The organism is Streptomyces sp. NPDC057287 (assembly GCF_042667905.1).
Classification (GTDB): Bacteria; Actinomycetota; Actinomycetes; order Streptomycetales; family Streptomycetaceae; genus Streptomyces.
Map to the genome: position 1 here is coordinate 397,465 of NZ_JBHUYV010000006.1, position 17,657 is coordinate 415,121.

The 17,657-nt window shown below is 71.4% G+C and carries 20 protein-coding genes; 15 read left to right on the forward strand and 5 right to left on the reverse strand.

Annotated features, from left to right (window positions below):
* Positions 1-6: 6 nt before the first annotated feature.
* The 7 genes from tsaB to ACFUNE_RS14880 all read left to right on the forward strand — a co-directional run bounded on the left by tsaB (position 7) and on the right by ACFUNE_RS14880 (position 4,134).
* Positions 7-654 (forward strand): tRNA (adenosine(37)-N6)-threonylcarbamoyltransferase complex dimerization subunit type 1 TsaB, encoded by a 648-nt coding sequence (gene tsaB, locus ACFUNE_RS14850; protein WP_383566761.1) that lies wholly within the window; start codon positions 7-9, stop codon positions 652-654.
* On the forward strand, positions 651-1,142 hold the full coding sequence (gene rimI / locus ACFUNE_RS14855; RefSeq protein WP_383566556.1) for a ribosomal protein S18-alanine N-acetyltransferase: 492 nt from the start codon (positions 651-653) through the stop codon (positions 1,140-1,142). The genes tsaB and rimI overlap by 4 nt, the downstream gene beginning before the upstream one ends.
* Positions 1,142-2,260: a tRNA (adenosine(37)-N6)-threonylcarbamoyltransferase complex transferase subunit TsaD gene (gene tsaD, locus ACFUNE_RS14860; RefSeq protein ID WP_383566559.1), complete on the forward strand. Its 1,119-nt coding sequence runs from the start codon at positions 1,142-1,144 to the stop codon at positions 2,258-2,260. The genes rimI and tsaD overlap by 1 nt, the downstream gene beginning before the upstream one ends.
* Positions 2,257-2,526, forward strand: a complete 270-nt coding sequence (locus ACFUNE_RS14865; protein ID WP_383566562.1) for a hypothetical protein — start codon at positions 2,257-2,259, stop codon at positions 2,524-2,526. Before tsaD ends, ACFUNE_RS14865 begins: the two co-directional genes overlap by 4 nt.
* 94 nt (positions 2,527-2,620) lie before the next feature.
* Positions 2,621-3,082 (forward strand): VOC family protein, encoded by a 462-nt coding sequence (locus tag ACFUNE_RS14870; RefSeq protein WP_383566565.1) that lies wholly within the window; start codon positions 2,621-2,623, stop codon positions 3,080-3,082.
* 74 nt (positions 3,083-3,156) lie between these two features.
* Positions 3,157-3,429 carry a DUF1876 domain-containing protein gene (locus ACFUNE_RS14875; RefSeq protein WP_383566568.1) on the forward strand — a complete coding sequence of 91 codons (273 nt, stop codon included), beginning with the start codon at positions 3,157-3,159 and terminating at the stop codon, positions 3,427-3,429.
* 54 nt (positions 3,430-3,483) lie between these two features.
* Positions 3,484-4,134: a hypothetical protein gene (locus ACFUNE_RS14880; protein WP_383566571.1), complete on the forward strand. Its 651-nt coding sequence runs from the start codon at positions 3,484-3,486 to the stop codon at positions 4,132-4,134.
* Here ACFUNE_RS14880 and ACFUNE_RS14885 read toward each other — a convergent pair whose 3' ends face one another.
* Positions 4,135-5,349, reverse strand: a complete 1,215-nt coding sequence (locus ACFUNE_RS14885) for a methyltransferase domain-containing protein (RefSeq protein ID WP_383566574.1) — start codon at positions 5,347-5,349, stop codon at positions 4,135-4,137.
* A 123-nt stretch (positions 5,350-5,472) separates the two neighbouring features.
* Here ACFUNE_RS14885 and ACFUNE_RS14890 point away from each other — a divergent pair, with 123 nt between their 5' ends.
* From ACFUNE_RS14890 to groL, 3 genes are all read left to right on the forward strand, one after another.
* Positions 5,473-6,393 carry a polysaccharide deacetylase family protein gene (locus tag ACFUNE_RS14890; RefSeq protein WP_383566577.1) on the forward strand — a complete coding sequence of 307 codons (921 nt, stop codon included), beginning with the start codon at positions 5,473-5,475 and terminating at the stop codon, positions 6,391-6,393.
* Positions 6,394-6,683: 290 nt separating this feature from the next.
* Positions 6,684-6,992, forward strand: a complete 309-nt coding sequence (gene groES, locus ACFUNE_RS14895) for a co-chaperone GroES (RefSeq protein ID WP_003966899.1) — start codon at positions 6,684-6,686, stop codon at positions 6,990-6,992.
* A gap of 99 nt (positions 6,993-7,091) precedes the next feature.
* Positions 7,092-8,708 (forward strand): chaperonin GroEL, encoded by a 1,617-nt coding sequence (groL, locus tag ACFUNE_RS14900; RefSeq protein WP_383566581.1) that lies wholly within the window; start codon positions 7,092-7,094, stop codon positions 8,706-8,708.
* An 88-nt stretch (positions 8,709-8,796) separates the two neighbouring features.
* On the opposite strand, the gene ACFUNE_RS14905 is transcribed toward groL, so the two are convergent.
* Both ACFUNE_RS14905 and ACFUNE_RS14910 read right to left on the reverse strand, forming a co-directional pair.
* Positions 8,797-9,570: an SDR family NAD(P)-dependent oxidoreductase gene (locus tag ACFUNE_RS14905; RefSeq protein ID WP_383566584.1), complete on the reverse strand. Its 774-nt coding sequence runs from the start codon at positions 9,568-9,570 to the stop codon at positions 8,797-8,799.
* Positions 9,571-9,821: 251 nt separating this feature from the next.
* Entirely contained in the window at positions 9,822-10,499 is a 678-nt protein-coding gene (locus ACFUNE_RS14910) for an MOSC domain-containing protein (RefSeq protein ID WP_383566587.1), read from the reverse strand.
* A gap of 82 nt (positions 10,500-10,581) precedes the next feature.
* Here ACFUNE_RS14910 and ACFUNE_RS14915 point away from each other — a divergent pair, with 82 nt between their 5' ends.
* Positions 10,582-11,472: a LysR family transcriptional regulator gene (locus ACFUNE_RS14915; protein ID WP_383566590.1), complete on the forward strand. Its 891-nt coding sequence runs from the start codon at positions 10,582-10,584 to the stop codon at positions 11,470-11,472.
* Between the two features lie 124 nt (positions 11,473-11,596).
* On the opposite strand, the gene ACFUNE_RS14920 is transcribed toward ACFUNE_RS14915, so the two are convergent.
* Positions 11,597-11,926 carry a WhiB family transcriptional regulator gene (locus tag ACFUNE_RS14920; protein ID WP_099173812.1) on the reverse strand — a complete coding sequence of 110 codons (330 nt, stop codon included), beginning with the start codon at positions 11,924-11,926 and terminating at the stop codon, positions 11,597-11,599.
* A gap of 433 nt (positions 11,927-12,359) precedes the next feature.
* Between ACFUNE_RS14920 and ACFUNE_RS14925 the strand changes: the two genes are divergently transcribed.
* From ACFUNE_RS14925 to ACFUNE_RS14940, 4 genes are all read left to right on the forward strand, one after another.
* The gene (locus ACFUNE_RS14925) at positions 12,360-12,971 is read left to right on the forward strand and encodes a response regulator transcription factor (RefSeq protein ID WP_003948568.1); all 612 of its coding nucleotides are present in this window, start codon (positions 12,360-12,362) and stop codon (positions 12,969-12,971) included.
* A gap of 461 nt (positions 12,972-13,432) precedes the next feature.
* On the forward strand, positions 13,433-14,008 hold the full coding sequence (locus ACFUNE_RS14930) for a sigma-70 family RNA polymerase sigma factor (protein ID WP_030123887.1): 576 nt from the start codon (positions 13,433-13,435) through the stop codon (positions 14,006-14,008).
* A 138-nt stretch (positions 14,009-14,146) separates the two neighbouring features.
* Positions 14,147-15,649 (forward strand): IMP dehydrogenase, encoded by a 1,503-nt coding sequence (gene guaB, locus ACFUNE_RS14935; RefSeq protein WP_383566595.1) that lies wholly within the window; start codon positions 14,147-14,149, stop codon positions 15,647-15,649.
* Positions 15,650-15,753: 104 nt separating this feature from the next.
* A complete protein-coding gene (locus ACFUNE_RS14940) occupies positions 15,754-16,878 on the forward strand; it encodes a GuaB3 family IMP dehydrogenase-related protein (RefSeq protein ID WP_383566598.1) in 1,125 nt (374 codons plus the stop codon).
* Positions 16,879-16,947: 69 nt separating this feature from the next.
* Here the strand turns inward: ACFUNE_RS14940 and ACFUNE_RS14945 are convergent, their stop codons facing one another.
* Positions 16,948-17,598: a hypothetical protein gene (locus tag ACFUNE_RS14945; RefSeq protein WP_383566601.1), complete on the reverse strand. Its 651-nt coding sequence runs from the start codon at positions 17,596-17,598 to the stop codon at positions 16,948-16,950.
* Between the last annotated feature and the right edge of the window lie 59 nt (positions 17,599-17,657).

Sequence of the window (17,657 nt, forward strand, 5' to 3'; positions counted from 1 at the left end):
CTCGCCATGGATACCGCCACCCCCGCCGTCACCGTCGCCCTGCACGACGGTGCGTCCGTCGTCGCCGAGACCGGGCAGGTCGACGCCCGCCGGCACGGGGAACTGCTGCTGCCCGCCGTCGACCGGGTCCTCGCCGAGGCCGGGGTGAAACTCGACGCCGTGACCGACGTGGTCGTCGGGGTCGGACCCGGCCCGTACACCGGACTGCGCGTCGGCCTGGTCACCGCGGCGGCCTTCGGCTCCGCCCTCTCCGTGCCCGTGCACGGACTGTGCACGCTCGACGCCCTCGCGTACGCCGCCGGACGGGAGGGCCTCGAAGGCCCGTTCGCCGTCGCGACCGACGCGCGCCGCAAGGAGGTCTACTGGGCGCGGTACGAGGACTTCCGCACCCGGGACGGCGAACCCGCCGTCGACCGCCCCGCCGACATCGCGGACCGGCTGGCCGGACTGCCCGTCGCCGGCGCGGGCGCGCTGCTCTACCCCGAGGCCTTCCCGGAGGCCCGCGGGCCGGAGCACGTATCCGCCGGAGCCCTCGCCGCCCTGGCCGCCGAGCGGCTGGCCGCCGGTGCGGCACTGCTGCCGCCGCAGCCGCTCTACCTGCGCAGGCCCGACGCCCAGGTCCCCAAGAACTACAAGGTGGTCACCCCCAAGTGACCACCGCGACCGCTGTGCTCCGCGAGATGCGCTGGTGGGACATCGCGCCGGTGCTGGAGCTGGAACACGAGCTGTTCCCCGACGACGCCTGGTCGGCGGGCATGTTCTGGTCCGAGCTGGTCCGCGCCCGCGGACCGCGTGCCACCCACCGCTACGTCGTCGCGGAGGACCCCGCCGACGGCCGGATCGTCGGCTACGCGGGCCTCGCCTCGGCCGGGGACCTCGCCGACGTCCAGACGATCGCGGTCAGCCGCGGCCAGTGGGGCGGCGGCCTGGGCTCCGAACTCCTGACCGACCTGCTCCGGCACGCCACGGCCTTCGAGTGCGCCGCGGTGCTCCTGGAGGTCCGTGTCGACAACACCCGTGCGCAGAAGCTCTACGAACGCTTCGGCTTCGAACCCATCGGCTTCCGCCGGGGTTACTACCAGCCGGGGAACATCGACGCACTCGTCATGCGCCTGACCGTACAAGGAACAGAGACAGACTGATGGCTGACGAACCGCTCGTACTCGGTATCGAGACCTCCTGCGACGAGACCGGCGTCGGCATCGTGCGCGGCACGACGCTCCTCGCCGACGCCGTCGCCTCCAGCGTCGACACGCACGCCCGCTTCGGGGGTGTCGTCCCGGAGATCGCCTCCCGCGCCCACCTGGAGTCGATGGTCCCCACCATCGAGCGCGCCCTGAAGGACGCCGGCATCAGCGCCCGTGACCTCGACGGCATCGCGGTCACCGCCGGTCCCGGACTCGCCGGGGCGCTGCTCGTCGGCGTCTCGGCCGCCAAGGCGTACGCGTACGCGCTGAACAAGCCGCTGTACGGGGTGAACCACCTGGCCTCGCACATCTGCGTCGACCAGCTGGAGCACGGCCCGCTGCCCGAGCCGACGATGGCGCTGCTGGTGAGCGGGGGGCACTCCTCGCTGCTGCTGGCCCCGGACATCACGAACGACGTACGGCCGCTGGGCGCGACCATCGACGACGCGGCGGGCGAGGCCTTCGACAAGATCGCCCGGGTCCTGGACCTCGGCTTCCCCGGCGGTCCGGTCATCGACCGGCTGGCAAGGGAGGGCGACCCGAAGGCGATCGCCTTCCCGCGCGGACTGAGCGGCTCGCGCGATCCCGCGTACGACTTCTCGTTCTCCGGGCTGAAGACGTCCGTGGCGCGCTGGATCGAGGCGAAGCGCGCGGCCGGCGAGGACGTGCCCGTACGGGACGTGGCGGCGTCCTTCCAGGAGGCCGTGGTGGACGTCCTCACCCGCAAGGCCGTCCGTGCCTGCAAGGACGAGGGCGTCGACCACCTGATGATCGGCGGCGGCGTCGCGGCCAACTCGCGGCTGCGGGCGCTCGCCCAGGAGCGGTGCGAGAAGGCCGGGATCAGGCTGCGGGTGCCCCGGCCGGGGCTGTGCACGGACAACGGGGCCATGGTCGCCGCGCTCGGCGCCGAGATGGTGGCGCGCAACCGCCCGGTGTCCGACCTGGACCTCTCGGCGGACTCCTCCCTGCCGGTCACGGAGCCCCATGTGCCGGGGGCGGGCGGCCACACCCATGCCCACGACCACAGCCACGACCACGTGCACGAGATCAGCAAGGACAACCTCTACTCATGACCGTCGCCCTGATGTGGGAGGCCCGTGCCGCGGAGGGCCGGGGCGCCGAACTGCTGGAGTGGGTCGGGGCGAGGGCGGCCGAGCTGCCCCGGAAGCCGCTGCGCAGCGAGCTGCTGCGCGCCCCCGAGGACCGGGTGCTCGTGCTGACCTGGTGGGACGCGGCGTACGACGAGGAGCTGCCGGAGCTGCCGGAGCCCGGGACCGGGCTGATCAGCCGCCCGGTGCACCGGTGGCGCTTCGAGTCGCTCGGCCCGGCGGGCGGCTGACGGGACCGCGCCGCCCCGTGTCCCGATGAGTTTCCGGCGCGGGACCGGTCTACCTTGCACGCGAACGACGACGTTCCGAGCGAAGGAGCAGACCATGCAGAAGATCAGGCCCTGTCTGTGGTTCGACAACCAGGCGGAGGAAGCGGCCGCCTTCTACGTCTCGGTCTTCGGCGGTGACTCCCGCATCGAGAACACCACCCGCTGGCCCGAGGGCACGGAGTCGGCCGGATCGGTGCTGACCGTCGACTTCGTGCTCGCCGGCCAGGAGTACATGGGCCTCAACGGCGGCCCGCAGTTCACCTTCGACGAGTCCGTCTCGCTCAGCGTGGACTGCGCGGACCAGGAGGAGGTCGACCGGCTGTGGGCGGCGTTCACCGAAGACGGTGAGGAGAGCCAGTGCGGATGGCTCAGGGACAAGTACGGCCTGTCCTGGCAGATCGTCCCGCGTGAGCTGCCCGAGCTGCTCAACGGCCCCGACCGGGCCAGGGCGGAACGGGCGATGAAGGCGATGATGGGCATGCGGAAGCTGGACGTCCAGGCTCTGCGGGACGCCTGAGCCCACGGCCCACGCCGTGCGCGGGCGGGGGAACGGGCGCACCCTGGAAGCAGGGAATCCGGGAGGTGACCGTCATGATGGAGACCACCGTCGGATGGCATGTCGAGCTGGAATTCGAGGAGGACACCCACCGCACCCGCGCGGCGGCCCTCGTACGGCTCAGCGACGGGTCCGAGGTCCGGGCCCACGGATACGCCAGCCGTCACCCCTCCGACGCGGAACAGCCGCGGGTGGGCGAGGAGATCGCCGGGGCCCGCGCGCTGAACGAGCTCGCGATGAGGCTGCTCACCAAGGCGCACGACGAGATCGACGAGGCGTCCGGCCGGACGTCGTACCCACTGACCTGACCCCCGGCGGACGTCGATGCCGGGGCACGGCCCTCGCTGGGTAATGTCTGGGCCATGCCACGCCGTTCACCGCTTCCGCCGCCGCCCCCGCCCGCGGAGATACGCACATGGCCCGACCGTGACGCGCTGTTGCGGGACCGTGCGCTGATCCTGGGCGAGCTGGTCAGGATGTTCATCGGTCCCGGTCGCCTGGGTGTCCTGTGGATGTGGGCGGGGGTCGCGGCGCTGGGATGGTCACTCGCGGGCGCCGCGTTCGTCATGTTCGAGGAGGCGCAGGGGCCGCTCGACACGATCCCCGGGGTCATCAGCCTCGCCATCGGCGCGGCCGTGCTGATCCCCGGTGCCGCGCTCCTGGCGGTGGGCGTGGCGCGGGACGTGCGGGTCCACCGGCTCCTCGTGGAGTGGGGGGCGCTGGACCGCGACCCTCAGGGGGACCTGTCGCTGCGCATGCCGCGGGCCAACGTCGCCTGGCTGCTGGCGTCGTTCGCCCTCTGCGCGGCCGGACTCCTCGGCTGCGTCGTCGTGCCGGCGACCGCCCGCGCGGGTCACGAGACGTACGGCACGGTGGCCTGGCTGATGGGGCTCGGCTTCCTCGCCTGGCTGACCGGGCTGACCGGCCTCGTCAAGGCGTTCGCCCACCGGCGCTGGGTGCTGCGGGTGCTGGTCGGGGCGAGGGCGGAACCGCTGGTCGCGGCGGACGGCTGATCAGGGGCGCTTCACCGGCTGTCCGATCAGCATCGTCGGAGCCCCGGCCACCCGGGTCAGGAAGACGGTGGCCTCGTGCGGCCCCTGGAGCTTCATCTTCCGGCGCAGCTCCTCCGGTTCGACCGGGGAGCCGCGCTTCTTGACGGTCAGGACGCCGACCTGACGCTCCCGCAGCAGGGCCTTGAGCTTCTTCATGTTGAAGGGCAGCTGGTCGGTGATCTCGTACGCGGCCGTGGCGTCGGACGCGTACGGCGAGTCGCTCGTGACGTACGCGATCGTCTCGTCGATCAGCCTGCCGCCGCACCGCTCGACGATGTCGGCCACGAGGTGGGCCCGGATGACGGCGCCGTCCGGCTCGTACAGGTACCGGCCGACGGGGCCGACCGGCGGGGCGGGGAGCGGACCCTCGGAGGCGAGGGTCGCGCGGGACGGCAGCAGCGTGGCCCGGTAGGCGCCGGGCGTGAAGCCCTCGCCGAACCAGAGCACGGCCTCCTTCACGTCGCCGCCGTCCGAGATCCACTCGGCCTCGGCCTGCGGCCCGATCGCCTCGTGCGGAACACCGGGAGCGATCTTCAGCGCTGCGCGGGGGGCCTTCAGCGCGGCCTCCGTCGCCCAGGAGAGGGGCGGTGAGTAGGCCTCGGGGTCGAAGATCCTTCCGCGTCCGCCGCGCCGGGCCGGGTCGACGAAGACCGCGTCGTACGGAGAGGTGTCGATGTCGGTGACGTCGGCGCACCGCACCTCGATCAGGTCCTGGAGGCCGAGCGCCCCGGCGTTGGCGCGGGCGACCTGCGCGGTGAGCGGGTCCCGGTCCACGGCCAGGACCCGGATGCCGGCCCGGGCCAGGGCGATCGCGTCGCCGCCGATGCCGCAGCACAGGTCGGCCACGCTCCGCACGCCGAGCTCCGCGAACCGCCCGGCGCGGTAACCGGCGACCGAGGTGCGGGTCGCCTGTTCCACGCCGTTCGGGGTGAAGAACATGCGGTACGCGTCCGCAGCCCCGAACTTGGCGGCCGCGCGCTGCCGCAGTCGCGCCTGGCCGAGCGCCGCCGACACCAGGGCGGCGGGGTGCGTGCGGCGCAGCCGGGTCGCGGTCGCCAGCTCCCGGGCGGGGTCGTGGTCGCGCAGCTCGTCCAGGAGCGCCGTGCCCTCGGGGGTGCGCAGGGCGGCGAAGGCGGCGAGCGGGTCGGCCTGATCAGCAGGGGGAAGGGCGTTCACCCGTCCATTGTGAGCCAGCCGGGGGACCCGGCGGATCCCCCGGAGGTGTCGCGGGAGGCGGCCGGTGTCCCGGTGGCAGGATGCGGCGCCATGCAGCTAGTACGACAAAAAGAAAAATCTGTCATGAAGCGCCGCAGAACGGCCTGCGCGGTCCTGGCCGCCCTGCTGATCGGCGCCGCCGCCTCCGGGTGTGCCGACGGTACGGACGAAGGGGCTGCCGGCCGGGACGGACCGGCCGCCGGCCGGCCGGGAGCCGCCGCCGCGCAGGCGGGCCCCGCCGCGGCCGAGGCGAAGGCCAGGGCCCGGGCCGAGCGGCTGAAGCGGGAACTGGCCGCCCGGGTGGCCGTCGCGAAGAAGTGGGGCCTGGCGAAGGTCCCGCTCGTCGCACCCGCGCCGCCCGCCGTGAAGCCGCGCATCACCACGCGCGAGGGATTCGAGGTGGAGGGAGGGGAGACGCTGCCGCCGGTCTTCACCACCGTGCCCACCAAGGAGCGGGTCGTCTTCCTGACGATGGACGACGGGGCGGAGAAGGACCCCGAACTGCTGCGGATGATGACGGAGCTGAAGATCCCGTACAGCGCCTTCCTCAGCGACTACGTGGTGAGCGACGACTACGGCTACTTCAAGGACATGCAGGCCCGGGGTGTCACCCTCAACAACCACACGCTCAACCACCGCTACCTCCCGGGGCTCTCGGCGTCCGACCAGCGGCGGGAGATCTGCGGTGAGCAGGACAAGATCGAGAGGTACTTCGGGAAGCGGCCCACCCTCTTCCGGCCGCCGTACGGCAACTACAACGGCGACACCCTGCGCATCGCGAAGTCCTGCGGCATCAAGGCCGTGCCCCTGTGGGCCGCCGAGGCCTTCCCCGACCACATGGAGTGGCGCGAGTGGGACAGGGACCTGCACCCGGGAGACATCATCCTCACCCACTTCCGGGGCGACGAGGACTGGGAAGGATCCATGGCCGACATGGTCCGGCGCGTCATGAAGACGGTCACGGACAAGGGGTACGCGGTGGCCAGGCTGGAGGACTACGTCTGACCGGGGCGCGGCCGGCGCACCCGGCCGCCCGACGCCGGAACGACGTGGCGGTCTCCCGCGTTGTCCCGGGCGTGGGCCGGTCCCGCGGCGCCACGCGAGGGTGGTGAATTGGCACTCCGCTTGACCGAGTGCTAATCGCAGTCATAGTGTCAGTGCTGGCACTCCCCGAGGGAGAGTGCCAGCACCACCGCGCGACAGGGCAGGTCCGGCACCCGCGACGACGGATCGACCTGGTCGCCACCCCACAGACTGTTAAACCCCGTGAGATCTCCGAAGGGGGAGACCGGATCGTGTCGACCACCAGCTCCAAGGTTGCGATCAAGCCGCTCGAGGACCGCATTGTGGTCCAGCCGCTCGACGCCGAGCAGACCACGGCTTCCGGCCTGGTCATTCCGGACACCGCCAAGGAGAAGCCCCAGGAGGGCGTCGTCCTGGCCGTGGGCCCGGGCCGCTTCGAGAACGGCGAGCGCCTGCCGCTCGACGTCAAGACCGGCGATGTCGTGCTGTACAGCAAGTACGGCGGCACCGAGGTGAAGTACAACGGCGAGGAGTACCTCGTCCTCTCGGCGCGCGACGTTCTCGCGATCGTCGAGAAGTAATTCACTTAACGTTTGCTTCCGTTCTGCGCCCCTGGCCCCCTGCGAAATAACTAGCCGGGCGGCGAGGGGCGCAGTTCGTTTGAGAGGACAGCTCAGCCCATGGCGAAGATTCTGAAGTTCGACGAGGACGCCCGTCGCGCCCTTGAGCGCGGCGTCAACAAGCTTGCCGACACGGTGAAGGTGACGATCGGTCCGAAGGGCCGCAACGTCGTCATCGACAAGAAGTTCGGCGCTCCCACCATCACCAACGACGGTGTCACCATCGCGCGCGAGGTCGAGCTCGACGACCCGTACGAGAACCTCGGTGCCCAGCTGGTGAAGGAGGTGGCGACCAAGACCAACGACGTAGCGGGTGACGGCACCACCACCGCCACCGTGCTCGCCCAGGCCCTCGTCCGCGAAGGCCTGCGCAACGTCGCCGCGGGCGCGTCCCCGGCCGCCCTGAAGAAGGGCATCGACGCCGCCGTGAAGGCCGTGTCCGAGGAGCTCCTCGCGACCGCCCGCCCGATCGACGACAAGGCCGACATCGCCGCCGTGGCCGCGCTCTCCGCGCAGGACCCGCAGGTCGGCGAGCTCATCGCGGACGCGATGGACAAGGTCGGCAAGGACGGTGTCATCACCGTCGAGGAGTCCAACACCTTCGGTCTGGACCTCGAGTTCACCGAGGGCATGGCCTTCGACAAGGGCTACCTGTCCCCGTACATGGTGACCGACCAGGAGCGTATGGAGGCCGTCCTCGACGACCCGTACATCCTGATCCACCAGGGCAAGATCGGCTCGATCCAGGAGCTGCTCCCGCTGCTGGAGAAGGTCATCCAGGCCGGCGCCTCCAAGCCGCTCCTGATCATCGCCGAGGACGTCGAGGGCGAGGCGCTCTCCACCCTCGTCGTCAACAAGATCCGTGGCACCTTCAACGCCGTCGCGGTGAAGGCCCCCGGCTTCGGTGACCGCCGCAAGGCCATGCTCGGCGACATCGCCACCCTCACCGGTGCGACCGTCATCGCCGAGGAGGTCGGCCTCAAGCTCGACCAGGCCGGTCTGGACGTGCTCGGCACGGCCCGCCGCGTCACGGTCTCCAAGGACGACACGACCATCGTCGACGGCGGCGGCGACTCCGCCGACGTCAAGGGCCGCGTCAACCAGATCAAGGCCGAGATCGAGTCCACGGACTCCGACTGGGACCGCGAGAAGCTCCAGGAGCGCCTCGCGAAGCTGGCCGGCGGCGTGTGCGTGATCCGTGTCGGTGCCGCCACCGAGGTGGAGCTCAAGGAGAAGAAGCACCGTCTGGAGGACGCCATCTCCGCGACCCGCGCCGCGGTCGAGGAGGGCATCGTCTCCGGTGGTGGCTCCGCTCTGGTCCACGCCGTCAAGGTCCTCGAGGGCAACCTCGGCAAGACCGGCGACGAGGCCACCGGTGTCGCGGTCGTGCGCCGCGCCGCCGTCGAGCCGCTCCGCTGGATCGCGGAGAACGCGGGCCTCGAGGGCTACGTCATCACCTCGAAGGTCGCCGAGCTCGACAAGGGCCAGGGCTTCAACGCCTCGTCCGGCGAGTACGGCGACCTGGTGAAGGCCGGCGTCATCGACCCGGTCAAGGTCACCCGCTCCGCCCTGGAGAACGCCGCGTCCATCGCGTCGCTGCTGCTCACGACCGAGACCCTGGTCGTCGAGAAGCCGGCCGAGGAAGAGGCCGACGCCGGCCACGGCCACTCCCACTAGTACGACCCCGTACGCCGCCGAGGCCCGGTACCCCCGTCGCGGGGGCACCGGGCCTCGGTGCGTGTGCGGGGGACGGTGCCCCCGGCGCCTACTTCGGGCCGTACGTCCGCCCGGCGCGGGAGGTGACTCCGCCGAGGAGACCGCGGGGCGTCAGCTTCACCAGGCCCATCATCGCCTTGTAGCGCGGGTCCGGGATCGAGACCGACCTGCCCCGGGCCAGGTCCGCCAGGGCGGCGGCCACCAGCTTGTCGGCGTCGAGCCACATCCAGTCCGGGATGTTGCCCGTCCCCATCCCGGCCCGCTCGTGGAACTCGGTGCGTACGAAGCCCGGGCACAGGGCCATCAGCCGCACCCCCGAACCCGCCAGGTCCTTCGCCGCGCCCTGGGTGAACTGGACGACCCACGCCTTCGAGGCCCCGTACGTCCCGCGCGGCAGGAAGGCCGCGACGGAAGCCACGTTCACCACACCGCCGCGGCCGCGCTCCCGCATCGGGCCCGCCGCGGCCGAGGTGAGCCGGAGCACCGCCTCGCAGTGGACCTTCAGCATCGTCAGTTCATCGGCCATCGAGACGTCCAGGTAACGCCCCTTGTTGCCGAAGCCTGCGTTGTTCACGAGCAGGTCGACGGGGCTCACACGGTCCGCCAGCCGCGCTTCGACCGCCTCGATCCCGGCGTCCGTGGACAGGTCGGCCGTGAGCACCTCGGCCTCGATGCCGTGCCCGTCGTGCAGCTCCGTGGCCTGGGCCCGCAGCCGCTCCGTGTCGCGGGCCACCAGCACCAGATTGTGCCCGTCACCCGCGAGCCGCCGTGCGAAGGCGGCCCCGATCCCCGCCGTCGCGCCCGTAATCAGTGCAGTCGTCATAAGCGGCACGTTAGTGCCCGCGTCCGCGGGTGGCGGACCCGGCTTCTCCCTCCGGACCGGTCCGCCCGGCGGAGGACGGACCGGGCGGCTCGGCGGAGGTCGTACGCCGCCTGCCGGCGCGCGCCGCACTCCGCGTCAGCGCCGGTGCCCGAACTCAACCCTGACGAGGGGGCGACCGGCGTTCCGCACCTCCGGTCGCTCCGTCGGACGGCTCCCGGCGGCGGGGGTGTCTCCCGTCGGGGCCCGGGCCGTCAGGAGGCGGGGCCCCGCTGCGAGGCCACGTACGCCCGCGCGGCACGCAGCGCTTCCGTGTGCAGGGCGTCCCCGGCGTCGAGCAGGCGGGGGAGCAGGTGCCGCTCCGTGGTCGTCGCCCGGAACTGCATGGCCGCGGTGATCTCGTGGCCGGGCACGTGCACCACCTCGACCGGGTCGCCGGAGCGGATCGTCCCCGGTTCGACCACCCGGAGGTACGCGCCGGTGGCCCCCTCGCGCGTGAACCGCTTCACCCAGCCGCGCTCGCCCAGGTGGCCCGCGAACGTACGGCACGGAATGCGCCCCGACGTCACCTCCAGGACCAGCTCCTCGCCGATCCGCCAGCGCTCCCCGATGCGGGCGTGGCTCACGGTGAGGCCGTGAGTCGTCAGGTTCTCGCCGAACGAACCGTTCGGCAGGGGCCGGCCGAGCTCCTGCTCCCAGGCGTCGAGCTCCTCGCGGGCGTACGCGTACACCGCCTGGTCCGAGCCTCCGTGGTGCCGGAGGTCGCACACCGTGTCCCCGGCCAGGCCGCTGCCGCCGCTGCCCTTGGGGCCGGGGTCGGTGACCCGTACGGGGCCGTCGGACGGACGCTTGCCGATGCCGGTGAGACCGGAGGCTCCGTCCGCGTGGGAGGAGGCGGCGGGGCGGCCGAGGTTCACGGTGAGCACCTTCATAACGGGACAGGCTAACCGCGAGGCCCTCAAAGGTGCTCGTGATTAACCAGCCATTTCTGCAAGAGTCGCTTATGGTTGAAGGGTGATCGAAGCCCGTCATCTCCGTGTCCTGCGCGCCGTGGCCACCACCGGTTCGTTCTCCGCCGCCGCGCGTGAGCTGGGCTGTACCCAGCCCGCCGTCAGTCAGCAGATGAAGGCGCTGGAGGGCTCGGCGGGGACTCCGCTGCTGATTCGCACAGGGCGCGAGATGCGTCTCACCCAGGCGGGTGAGGCGCTGGTGCGCCACGCGTCCGGCATCCTCGCGGGGCTGACCGCCGCGGAGGAGGAGGTCGCCGCGATCGCCGGGCTGCGGGCCGGCCGGGTCCGGCTCGTGTCGTTCCCGAGTGGGAGCTCCAGCCTCGTCCCCGGCGCACTCGCCGCCCTGCGTGCCGCGCACCCGGGCACCCGGGTCTCGCTCGTCGAGGCGGAGCCGCCGCGCTCGGTGGAGATGCTGCGCGACGGCGACTGCGACATCGCCCTGGCGTTCCGCTACGGGACGACCGGCGGCGAATGGGACGACCTGGTCGAGCGTCCGCTGCTGAGGGACCGGCTCATCGGCCTGGTCCCCGAGGGGCACCGGCTGGCGGGCTCGGACGCGGTGACCATCGGGGAGCTGGCCGACGAACCGTGGATCGCCGGCTGTCCCCGCTGCAGGCGGCAGCTGGTCGAGGTCTGCGAGGCCTCCGGCTTCACCCCGCGGATCGACTTCGCGACGGACGACTACCCGGCGGTGATCGGGCTCGTGGGGGCGGGCCTCGGTGTCGCCGTCCTGCCCGAGCTGGCCCTCGAGTCCGTACGGCCCAAGGGTGCGCGCACGGTGACGGTGGAGCCGGCCGTGGAGCGGGAGATCGTGGCCCTCACGCTGCCCGACCTCGCACGTGTTCCGGCGGTCGCGGCGACCCTGGACCAGCTGTCCCTGGCTGCCGCACGCTGAACCGGCCGCGTTCCCGGCCGCCCGCACGGCGAACCGCCCGGCCCGCGGTGGCCGGTGTGTGGTCCGTGGGCGGGCACGACTGGCGTGAAAAAACGTTTCTGCGTTCGGCGGGTCGTGCGGACCCTCAGGTGTGGCCGGCCTCCGGGGCCGGCCCCGAGTGGGCGGAGATCAGACGGTTGCGCGCGCGGCCCATGAGCTCCTCGCGCTCGTCCTCGGTCAGGCCGCCCCACACGCCGTAGGGCTCCCGTACGGCGAGCGCGTGCGCCGCGCACTCGGCGCGTACCGGGCAGCGCATGCAGACCTCCTTCGCAGAGGTCTCACGGGCGCTCCGAGCTGCTCCGCGTTCTCCTTCGGGGTGGAAGAACAGCGAACTGTCGACCCCGCGGCAGGCGGCCAGCAGCTGCCAGTCCCACAGGTCCGCGTTGGGTCCGGGAAGGCGGGAGAAATCTGCCATTGCGTGTCCCCTCGAAACCTTGCTGGTTCGGAAACGGCATCCTCGACCGTTGGTGCTCGTCCGTCGTCGTCGATGACCGGAGTCCCGACCGTACATCTACGGTGTTAGTAGATGTAAATATGACTGATTGCGAATCTAGCCGCAGACGCCAGCAAAAGGGAAGAAAACCCGCTAAATGGGGCAGGCCGTCGGGTGACGGGTCGGTTGAGGGGTGAACGATCTCGTGTCGCTCTCCTCCGTGTGCGCACCCTCACTTAGAGTGCCGAACCGGATGCTTTGGCCCGTAACTCTTTCGAGTGACCGTCGTTGATGAGGGGGAGGCGGTTGACGGAGATCGAGCTCGGGCAGATGTCCGAGGGGGTCAACCGCACAGGTGACGACTTGTATCAGCCTGGAGGCTCAAGGTGACGCGCATCAGCTGCGGAGGACGGTCATGACATCCGTCCTCGTCTGCGACGACTCCCCGCTTGCCCGAGAAGCGCTCCGCCGCGCGGTTGCGACCGTTCCCGGCGTCGAGCGTGTGACGACGGCGGCCAACGGCGAGGAAGTCCTCCGCCGCTGGGGGGCCGACCGTTCGGATTTGATTCTGATGGACGTACGCATGCCCGGTCTGGGGGGTGTGGAGACGGTCCGGCGGCTGCTCTCGGCGGACCCCGGGGCCAGGATCATCATGCTGACCGTTGCCGAGGACCTGGACGGCGTCGCGCTCGCGGTGGCCGCCGGAGCCCGCGGCTATCTGCACAAGGACGCCTCGCGCGCCGAGCTGCGGGCGACCGTGACCCAGGCGCTCGCCGACCCGACGTGGCGGCTGGCCCCGCGCCGGCTCCGGTCCGCCGAGATGGGTGCGGCGCCGACGCTCACGGCGCGGGAGATCCAGGTGCTCGAAGGCATGAGTCACGGCCGCTCCAACGCGGAGATCGGGCGCGAGCTCTTCCTCTCCGAGGACACGGTGAAGACGCACGCCAGGCGCCTGTTCAAGAAGCTCGGGGCCTCGGACCGTGCGCACGCCGTCGCGCTCGGATTCCGCTGGGGTCTGGTCCGCTGATGCCGCGGCGCGGCCGGTAGCCGTGCGATCCCGTCCGCACGCCGGCGGACGGGGCGACGGTGGCGGCGGACCTGCGGCCGGGCCCTCCTCACCAGCGCTATGTGACGCTTTCCGGCCGATGCCGCATCCTTGGGGTTGTGGAGTTCCTCGGGGAACATTCGGTCGAGCGGAAGGGGAGGGCGCAGGACATGACATCCGGCGCACCCGCTCAGAACGCTGGAGCACTTGCTCACAACGCCTACGACGCACGACCCGAAGCGCACGTCGACCGTCCCGACGCGACTGCGGGCCCTGTCGGCGCACCCGTCGGCAGCGCTCCGGCGCGCAGAGCCGGCGGCGCCGCGGCGCCCGACGCCGGGGCGCACGCCGGTGGTGGTTCGGTGCGTGACACTGATAACGCTTCGGTGCACAACTCGGGACGCGATGCCTCGGATCGGACGGGGCCGAGGCACCATGGTCCGATGCGTGAGGACGGGACGACGGTGATCGGTGCTCTGGTGCACCGTGCCGTCGACGGTGACGCGCAGGCCACCCATGACCTGCTCGCCCACGTGCACCCGCTCGCCCTGCGCTACTGCAGGTCCCGGCTGAACCGCCTGCCCGGTGATGCCCGTCACTTCGTGGAGGACCTCGCGCAGGAGGTCTGCGTCGCGGTGCTGATGGCGCTGCCGAGGTACAAGGACACCGGAAGGCCCTTCGAGGCGTTCGTCTTCGCCATCGCGGGCCACAAGGTCGCCGACCTCCAGCGGGCCGCGATGCGCCACCCCGGATCGACGGCGGTGCCGTCCGACGAGATGCCGGAGCGGCCCGACGATTCGCTCGGCCCCGAGGAGCGGGCGCTGCTCAGCAGCGATGCGGCCTGGGCCAAGAAACTGCTCGCCAACCTGCCGGAGAACCAGCGCGAGCTGCTGGTGCTCCGGGTCGCGGTCGGGCTGACCGCCGAGGAGACCGGGCAGATGCTCGGTATGTCCCCGGGCGCGGTCCGCGTCGCCCAGCACCGTGCTCTGAGCAGGCTGCGGGCTCTCGCCGGTCAGTAGGGGAGCCGGGTTCCGGAGGCTCCTGCGGTGTGGAGGAAGCCACATAACCGCCAGGTGATCTTGATCGTGGAATGAGACACCCGCGGAGCCCGTTAGCATGGACATCCGCACCGATCAAGACCATTTGGGGAAGGTGTCATGACTGCAAACGTCGACGGAGTGCCTGAGAAGTTCGCCACGCTCGGGCTGACATACGACGACGTGCTGCTGCTGCCGGGCGCGTCCGAGGTCCTGCCCAACGCGGTCGACACCTCGTCCCTCATCTCGCGCAACGTACGGGTGAACATCCCCCTGCTGTCGGCCGCCATGGACAAGGTGACCGAGGCGCGGATGGCCATCGCCATGGCCCGTCAGGGCGGCGTCGGCGTGCTGCACCGCAACCTCTCGATCGAGGACCAGGTGAACCAGGTCGACCTGGTCAAGCGGTCAGAGTCGGGAATGGTCAGCGACCCGATCACCGTGCACCCCGACGCCACGCTCGGCGAGGCGGACGCGCTGTGCGCGAAGTTCCGCATCAGCGGCGTGCCGGTCACCGACCCGGCGGGCAAGCTCCTCGGCATCGTGACCAACCGTGACATGGCCTTCGAGTCGGACCGGACGCGCCAGGTGCGCGAGGTCATGACGCCGATGCCGCTCGTCACCGGCCGGGTCGGGATCTCCGGCGTGGAGGCCATGGAGCTGCTGCGCCGCCACAAGATCGAGAAGCTGCCCCTGGTCGATGACGCGGGCATCCTCAAGGGCCTCATCACGGTCAAGGACTTCAAGAAGGCCGAGCAGTACCCGAACGCCGCCAAGGACGCCGAAGGCCGTCTGCTGGTCGGCGCGGCCGTCGGTGCCAGCCCCGAGGCGCTGGACCGCGCGCAGGCACTCGCCTCCGCGGGGGTCGACTTCCTGATCGTCGACACCTCGCACGGCCACAACAGCAACGCCCTCGACTGGATGGCGAAGATCAAGTCGAGCGTCGGCGTCGACGTCATCGGCGGCAACGTCGCCACCCGTGACGGCGCCCAGGCCCTGATCGACGCAGGTGTCGACGGCGTGAAGGTCGGCGTCGGACCCGGTTCGATCTGTACCACCCGCGTGGTCGCGGGCATCGGCGTCCCGCAGGTCACCGCGATCTACGAGGCGGCCCTCGCCGCCCGTGCCGCGGGTGTCCCCGTGATCGGCGACGGCGGCCTCCAGTACTCCGGGGACATCGGCAAGGCGCTCTCCGCCGGTGCGGACAGCGTGATGCTGGGCAGCCTCCTCGCGGGCTGCGAGGAGTCCCCGGGCGAGCTGATGTTCATCAACGGCAAGCAGTTCAAGTCGTACCGCGGCATGGGCTCGCTGGGTGCCATGCAGTCCCGTGGCCAGGGGCGGTCCTACTCCAAGGACCGCTACTTCCAGGCCGAGGTCTCCTCGGACGACAAGCTCGTCCCCGAGGGCATCGAGGGACAGGTGCCCTACCGCGGCCCCCTGGCCAACGTCCTCCACCAGCTGGTCGGCGGCCTCCGCCAGACCATGGGCTACGTCGGCGCCGCGACCGTCGACGAGATGGAGAGCAAGGGCCGCTTCGTCCGCATCACCTCGGCGGGTCTCAAGGAGAGCCACCCGCACGACATCCAGATGACGGTCGAAGCACCGAACTACAGCAGGAAGTAAGGCATCAGCGCAGGTGAGGGGCGGACCGGGTTCCCGGGACCGCCCCTCACGCGTGCGTCGGGGATACTGGTCAGCGCAGACGTAGAGGGAAAGGCCACACCATCGTGACTGAGATCGAGATCGGGCGCGGCAAGCGCGGCCGCAGGGCATACGCGTTCGACGACATCGCTGTCGTACCGAGCCGCCGTACCCGTGACCCGAAGGAGGTCTCGATCGCCTGGCAGATCGACGCCTACCGTTTCGAGCTGCCCTTCCTGGCCGCGCCGATGGACTCGGTGGTCTCTCCGCAGACCGCCATCCGCATCGGTGAGCTGGGTGGCCTCGGGGTCCTCAACCTCGAGGGGCTGTGGACCCGGCACGCCGACCCGCAGGCGCTCCTCGACGAGATCGCCGAGATGCCCGTCGAGGCCGCCACCCCGCGGCTCCAGGAGATCTACTCCGCCCCCATCCAGGAGGAGCTGATCGGGCAGCGCATCAAGGAGGTGCGCGACTCCGGTGTCGTGACCGCCGCCGCGCTGTCTCCGCAGCGCACCGCGCAGTTCTCCAAGGCGGTCGTCGACGCGGGCGTCGACATCTTCGTCATCCGCGGTACGACGGTCTCCGCCGAGCACGTCTCCAGTGCCGCCGAGCCGCTCAACCTGAAGCAGTTCATCTACGAGCTGGACGTCCCGGTCATCGTGGGCGGCTGCGCCACGTACACCGCAGCCCTGCACCTGATGCGGACCGGCGCGGCCGGCGTCCTCGTCGGCTTCGGCGGCGGCGCCGCGCACACCACGCGCAACGTCTTCGGCATCCAGGTCCCGATGGCGACCGCGGTCGCCGACGTGGCCGGTGCCCGCCGCGACTACATGGACGAGTCCGGCGGCCGGTACGTCCACGTCATCGCCGACGGTGGCGTCGGCTGGTCCGGAGACCTGCCCAAGGCCATCGCCTGCGGTGCGGACGCCGTGATGATGGGGTCCCCGCTGGCCCGCGCCACGGACGCGCCCGGCCGCGGCCGGCACTGGGGCATGGAGGCCGTCCACGAGGACGTGCCGCGCGGCAAGCTGGTCGACCTGGGCTCCGTCGGGACGACCGAGGAGGTCCTGACCGGCCCCTCGCACAGCCCCGACGGCTCGATGAACATCTTCGGCGCCCTGCGCCGGGCGATGGCCACCACGGGCTACAGCGACCTCAAGGAGTTCCAGCGCGTCGAGGTGACGGTGGCGGACTCCCAGCACCGCCGCTGACACTCACGCCGCACACGGGAGGGCCCGGACCGCAGCCGCGGTCCGGGCCCTCCCGTGTGTACGGGCCGGTCAGCCGGCCTTGCGGACGCCCGCGAACGCTCCGACCGGGCCCAGGACGAAGAAGACGAAGCTCATGAAGTCGAACTCTTCCTTCCAGATGGTGACCAGGTCACCGAAGTGGTCGAAGAAGACCTCGGAGAAGCCGACGCCCAGGGCGTCGGACGCGATCATCGACGCGCCGATGAGCTGGCCGAGGAAGACCGCACCCAGGGACAGGACGGCGGCGGCGATGCCGAGTGCCGGGAGCGGTCCGCCGACCTTGCTCGCCGCGAAGCCGATCAGGAAGCCCACTCCGATGGCCGCGTAACCGACCTCGCGCTCGATGGCTCCGGCGATGACGCCGTAGAGGATGGCGGCGAGGACGGCTGCGCCGAGTGCGACCAGGAGGCCCACGACCAGGTTGTTCCGCGCCGCCGGGCCGAACGGATTGCCGCCGGACTGGCCGGGCTGCTGCTGCCCGCCCGCGAACGGGTTGCCGGTCGGTGCGGAGGGCTGCCCGCCCGCGAAGGGGTTGCCGGTCGGTGCGGGGGGCTGCTGCGCGGCGTACGGGTTGCCGGTCGGTGCGGGGGGCTGCTGCGCGGCGTACGGGTTGCCGTCGGTCGGCTGACCGCCGACGTGGGGCTGCTGCGGTGGGTTCGGCGGCTGCACGGGCTGGCTCATACGGGTTCCCCCCTGGGAAGCGGTGCGCACGAATGTGCGAGAAGTGACGCCGCAGGCTA

Excerpts from the sequence above, each read along its gene's own strand:
- tsaB (WP_383566761.1), top strand. The coding sequence starts at position 7 with ATGGATACCGCCACCCCCGCCGTCACCGTCGCCCTGCACGACGGTGCG.
- tsaD (WP_383566559.1), top strand. The coding sequence starts at position 1,142 with ATGGCTGACGAACCGCTCGTACTCGGTATCGAGACCTCCTGCGACGAG.
- ACFUNE_RS14865 (WP_383566562.1), top strand. The coding sequence starts at position 2,257 with ATGACCGTCGCCCTGATGTGGGAGGCCCGTGCCGCGGAGGGCCGGGGC.
- ACFUNE_RS14870 (WP_383566565.1), top strand. The coding sequence starts at position 2,621 with ATGCAGAAGATCAGGCCCTGTCTGTGGTTCGACAACCAGGCGGAGGAA.
- ACFUNE_RS14875 (WP_383566568.1), top strand. The coding sequence starts at position 3,157 with ATGATGGAGACCACCGTCGGATGGCATGTCGAGCTGGAATTCGAGGAG.
- ACFUNE_RS14880 (WP_383566571.1), top strand. The coding sequence starts at position 3,484 with ATGCCACGCCGTTCACCGCTTCCGCCGCCGCCCCCGCCCGCGGAGATA.
- ACFUNE_RS14890 (WP_383566577.1), top strand. The coding sequence starts at position 5,473 with ATGAAGCGCCGCAGAACGGCCTGCGCGGTCCTGGCCGCCCTGCTGATC.
- groL (WP_383566581.1), top strand. The coding sequence starts at position 7,092 with ATGGCGAAGATTCTGAAGTTCGACGAGGACGCCCGTCGCGCCCTTGAG.
- ACFUNE_RS14905 (WP_383566584.1), bottom strand. The coding sequence starts at position 9,570 with ATGACGACTGCACTGATTACGGGCGCGACGGCGGGGATCGGGGCCGCC.
- ACFUNE_RS14910 (WP_383566587.1), bottom strand. The coding sequence starts at position 10,499 with ATGAAGGTGCTCACCGTGAACCTCGGCCGCCCCGCCGCCTCCTCCCAC.
- ACFUNE_RS14920 (WP_099173812.1), bottom strand. The coding sequence starts at position 11,926 with ATGGCAGATTTCTCCCGCCTTCCCGGACCCAACGCGGACCTGTGGGAC.
- ACFUNE_RS14925 (WP_003948568.1), top strand. The coding sequence starts at position 12,360 with ATGACATCCGTCCTCGTCTGCGACGACTCCCCGCTTGCCCGAGAAGCG.
- ACFUNE_RS14930 (WP_030123887.1), top strand. The coding sequence starts at position 13,433 with ATGCGTGAGGACGGGACGACGGTGATCGGTGCTCTGGTGCACCGTGCC.
- guaB (WP_383566595.1), top strand. The coding sequence starts at position 14,147 with ATGACTGCAAACGTCGACGGAGTGCCTGAGAAGTTCGCCACGCTCGGG.
- ACFUNE_RS14945 (WP_383566601.1), bottom strand. The coding sequence starts at position 17,598 with ATGAGCCAGCCCGTGCAGCCGCCGAACCCACCGCAGCAGCCCCACGTC.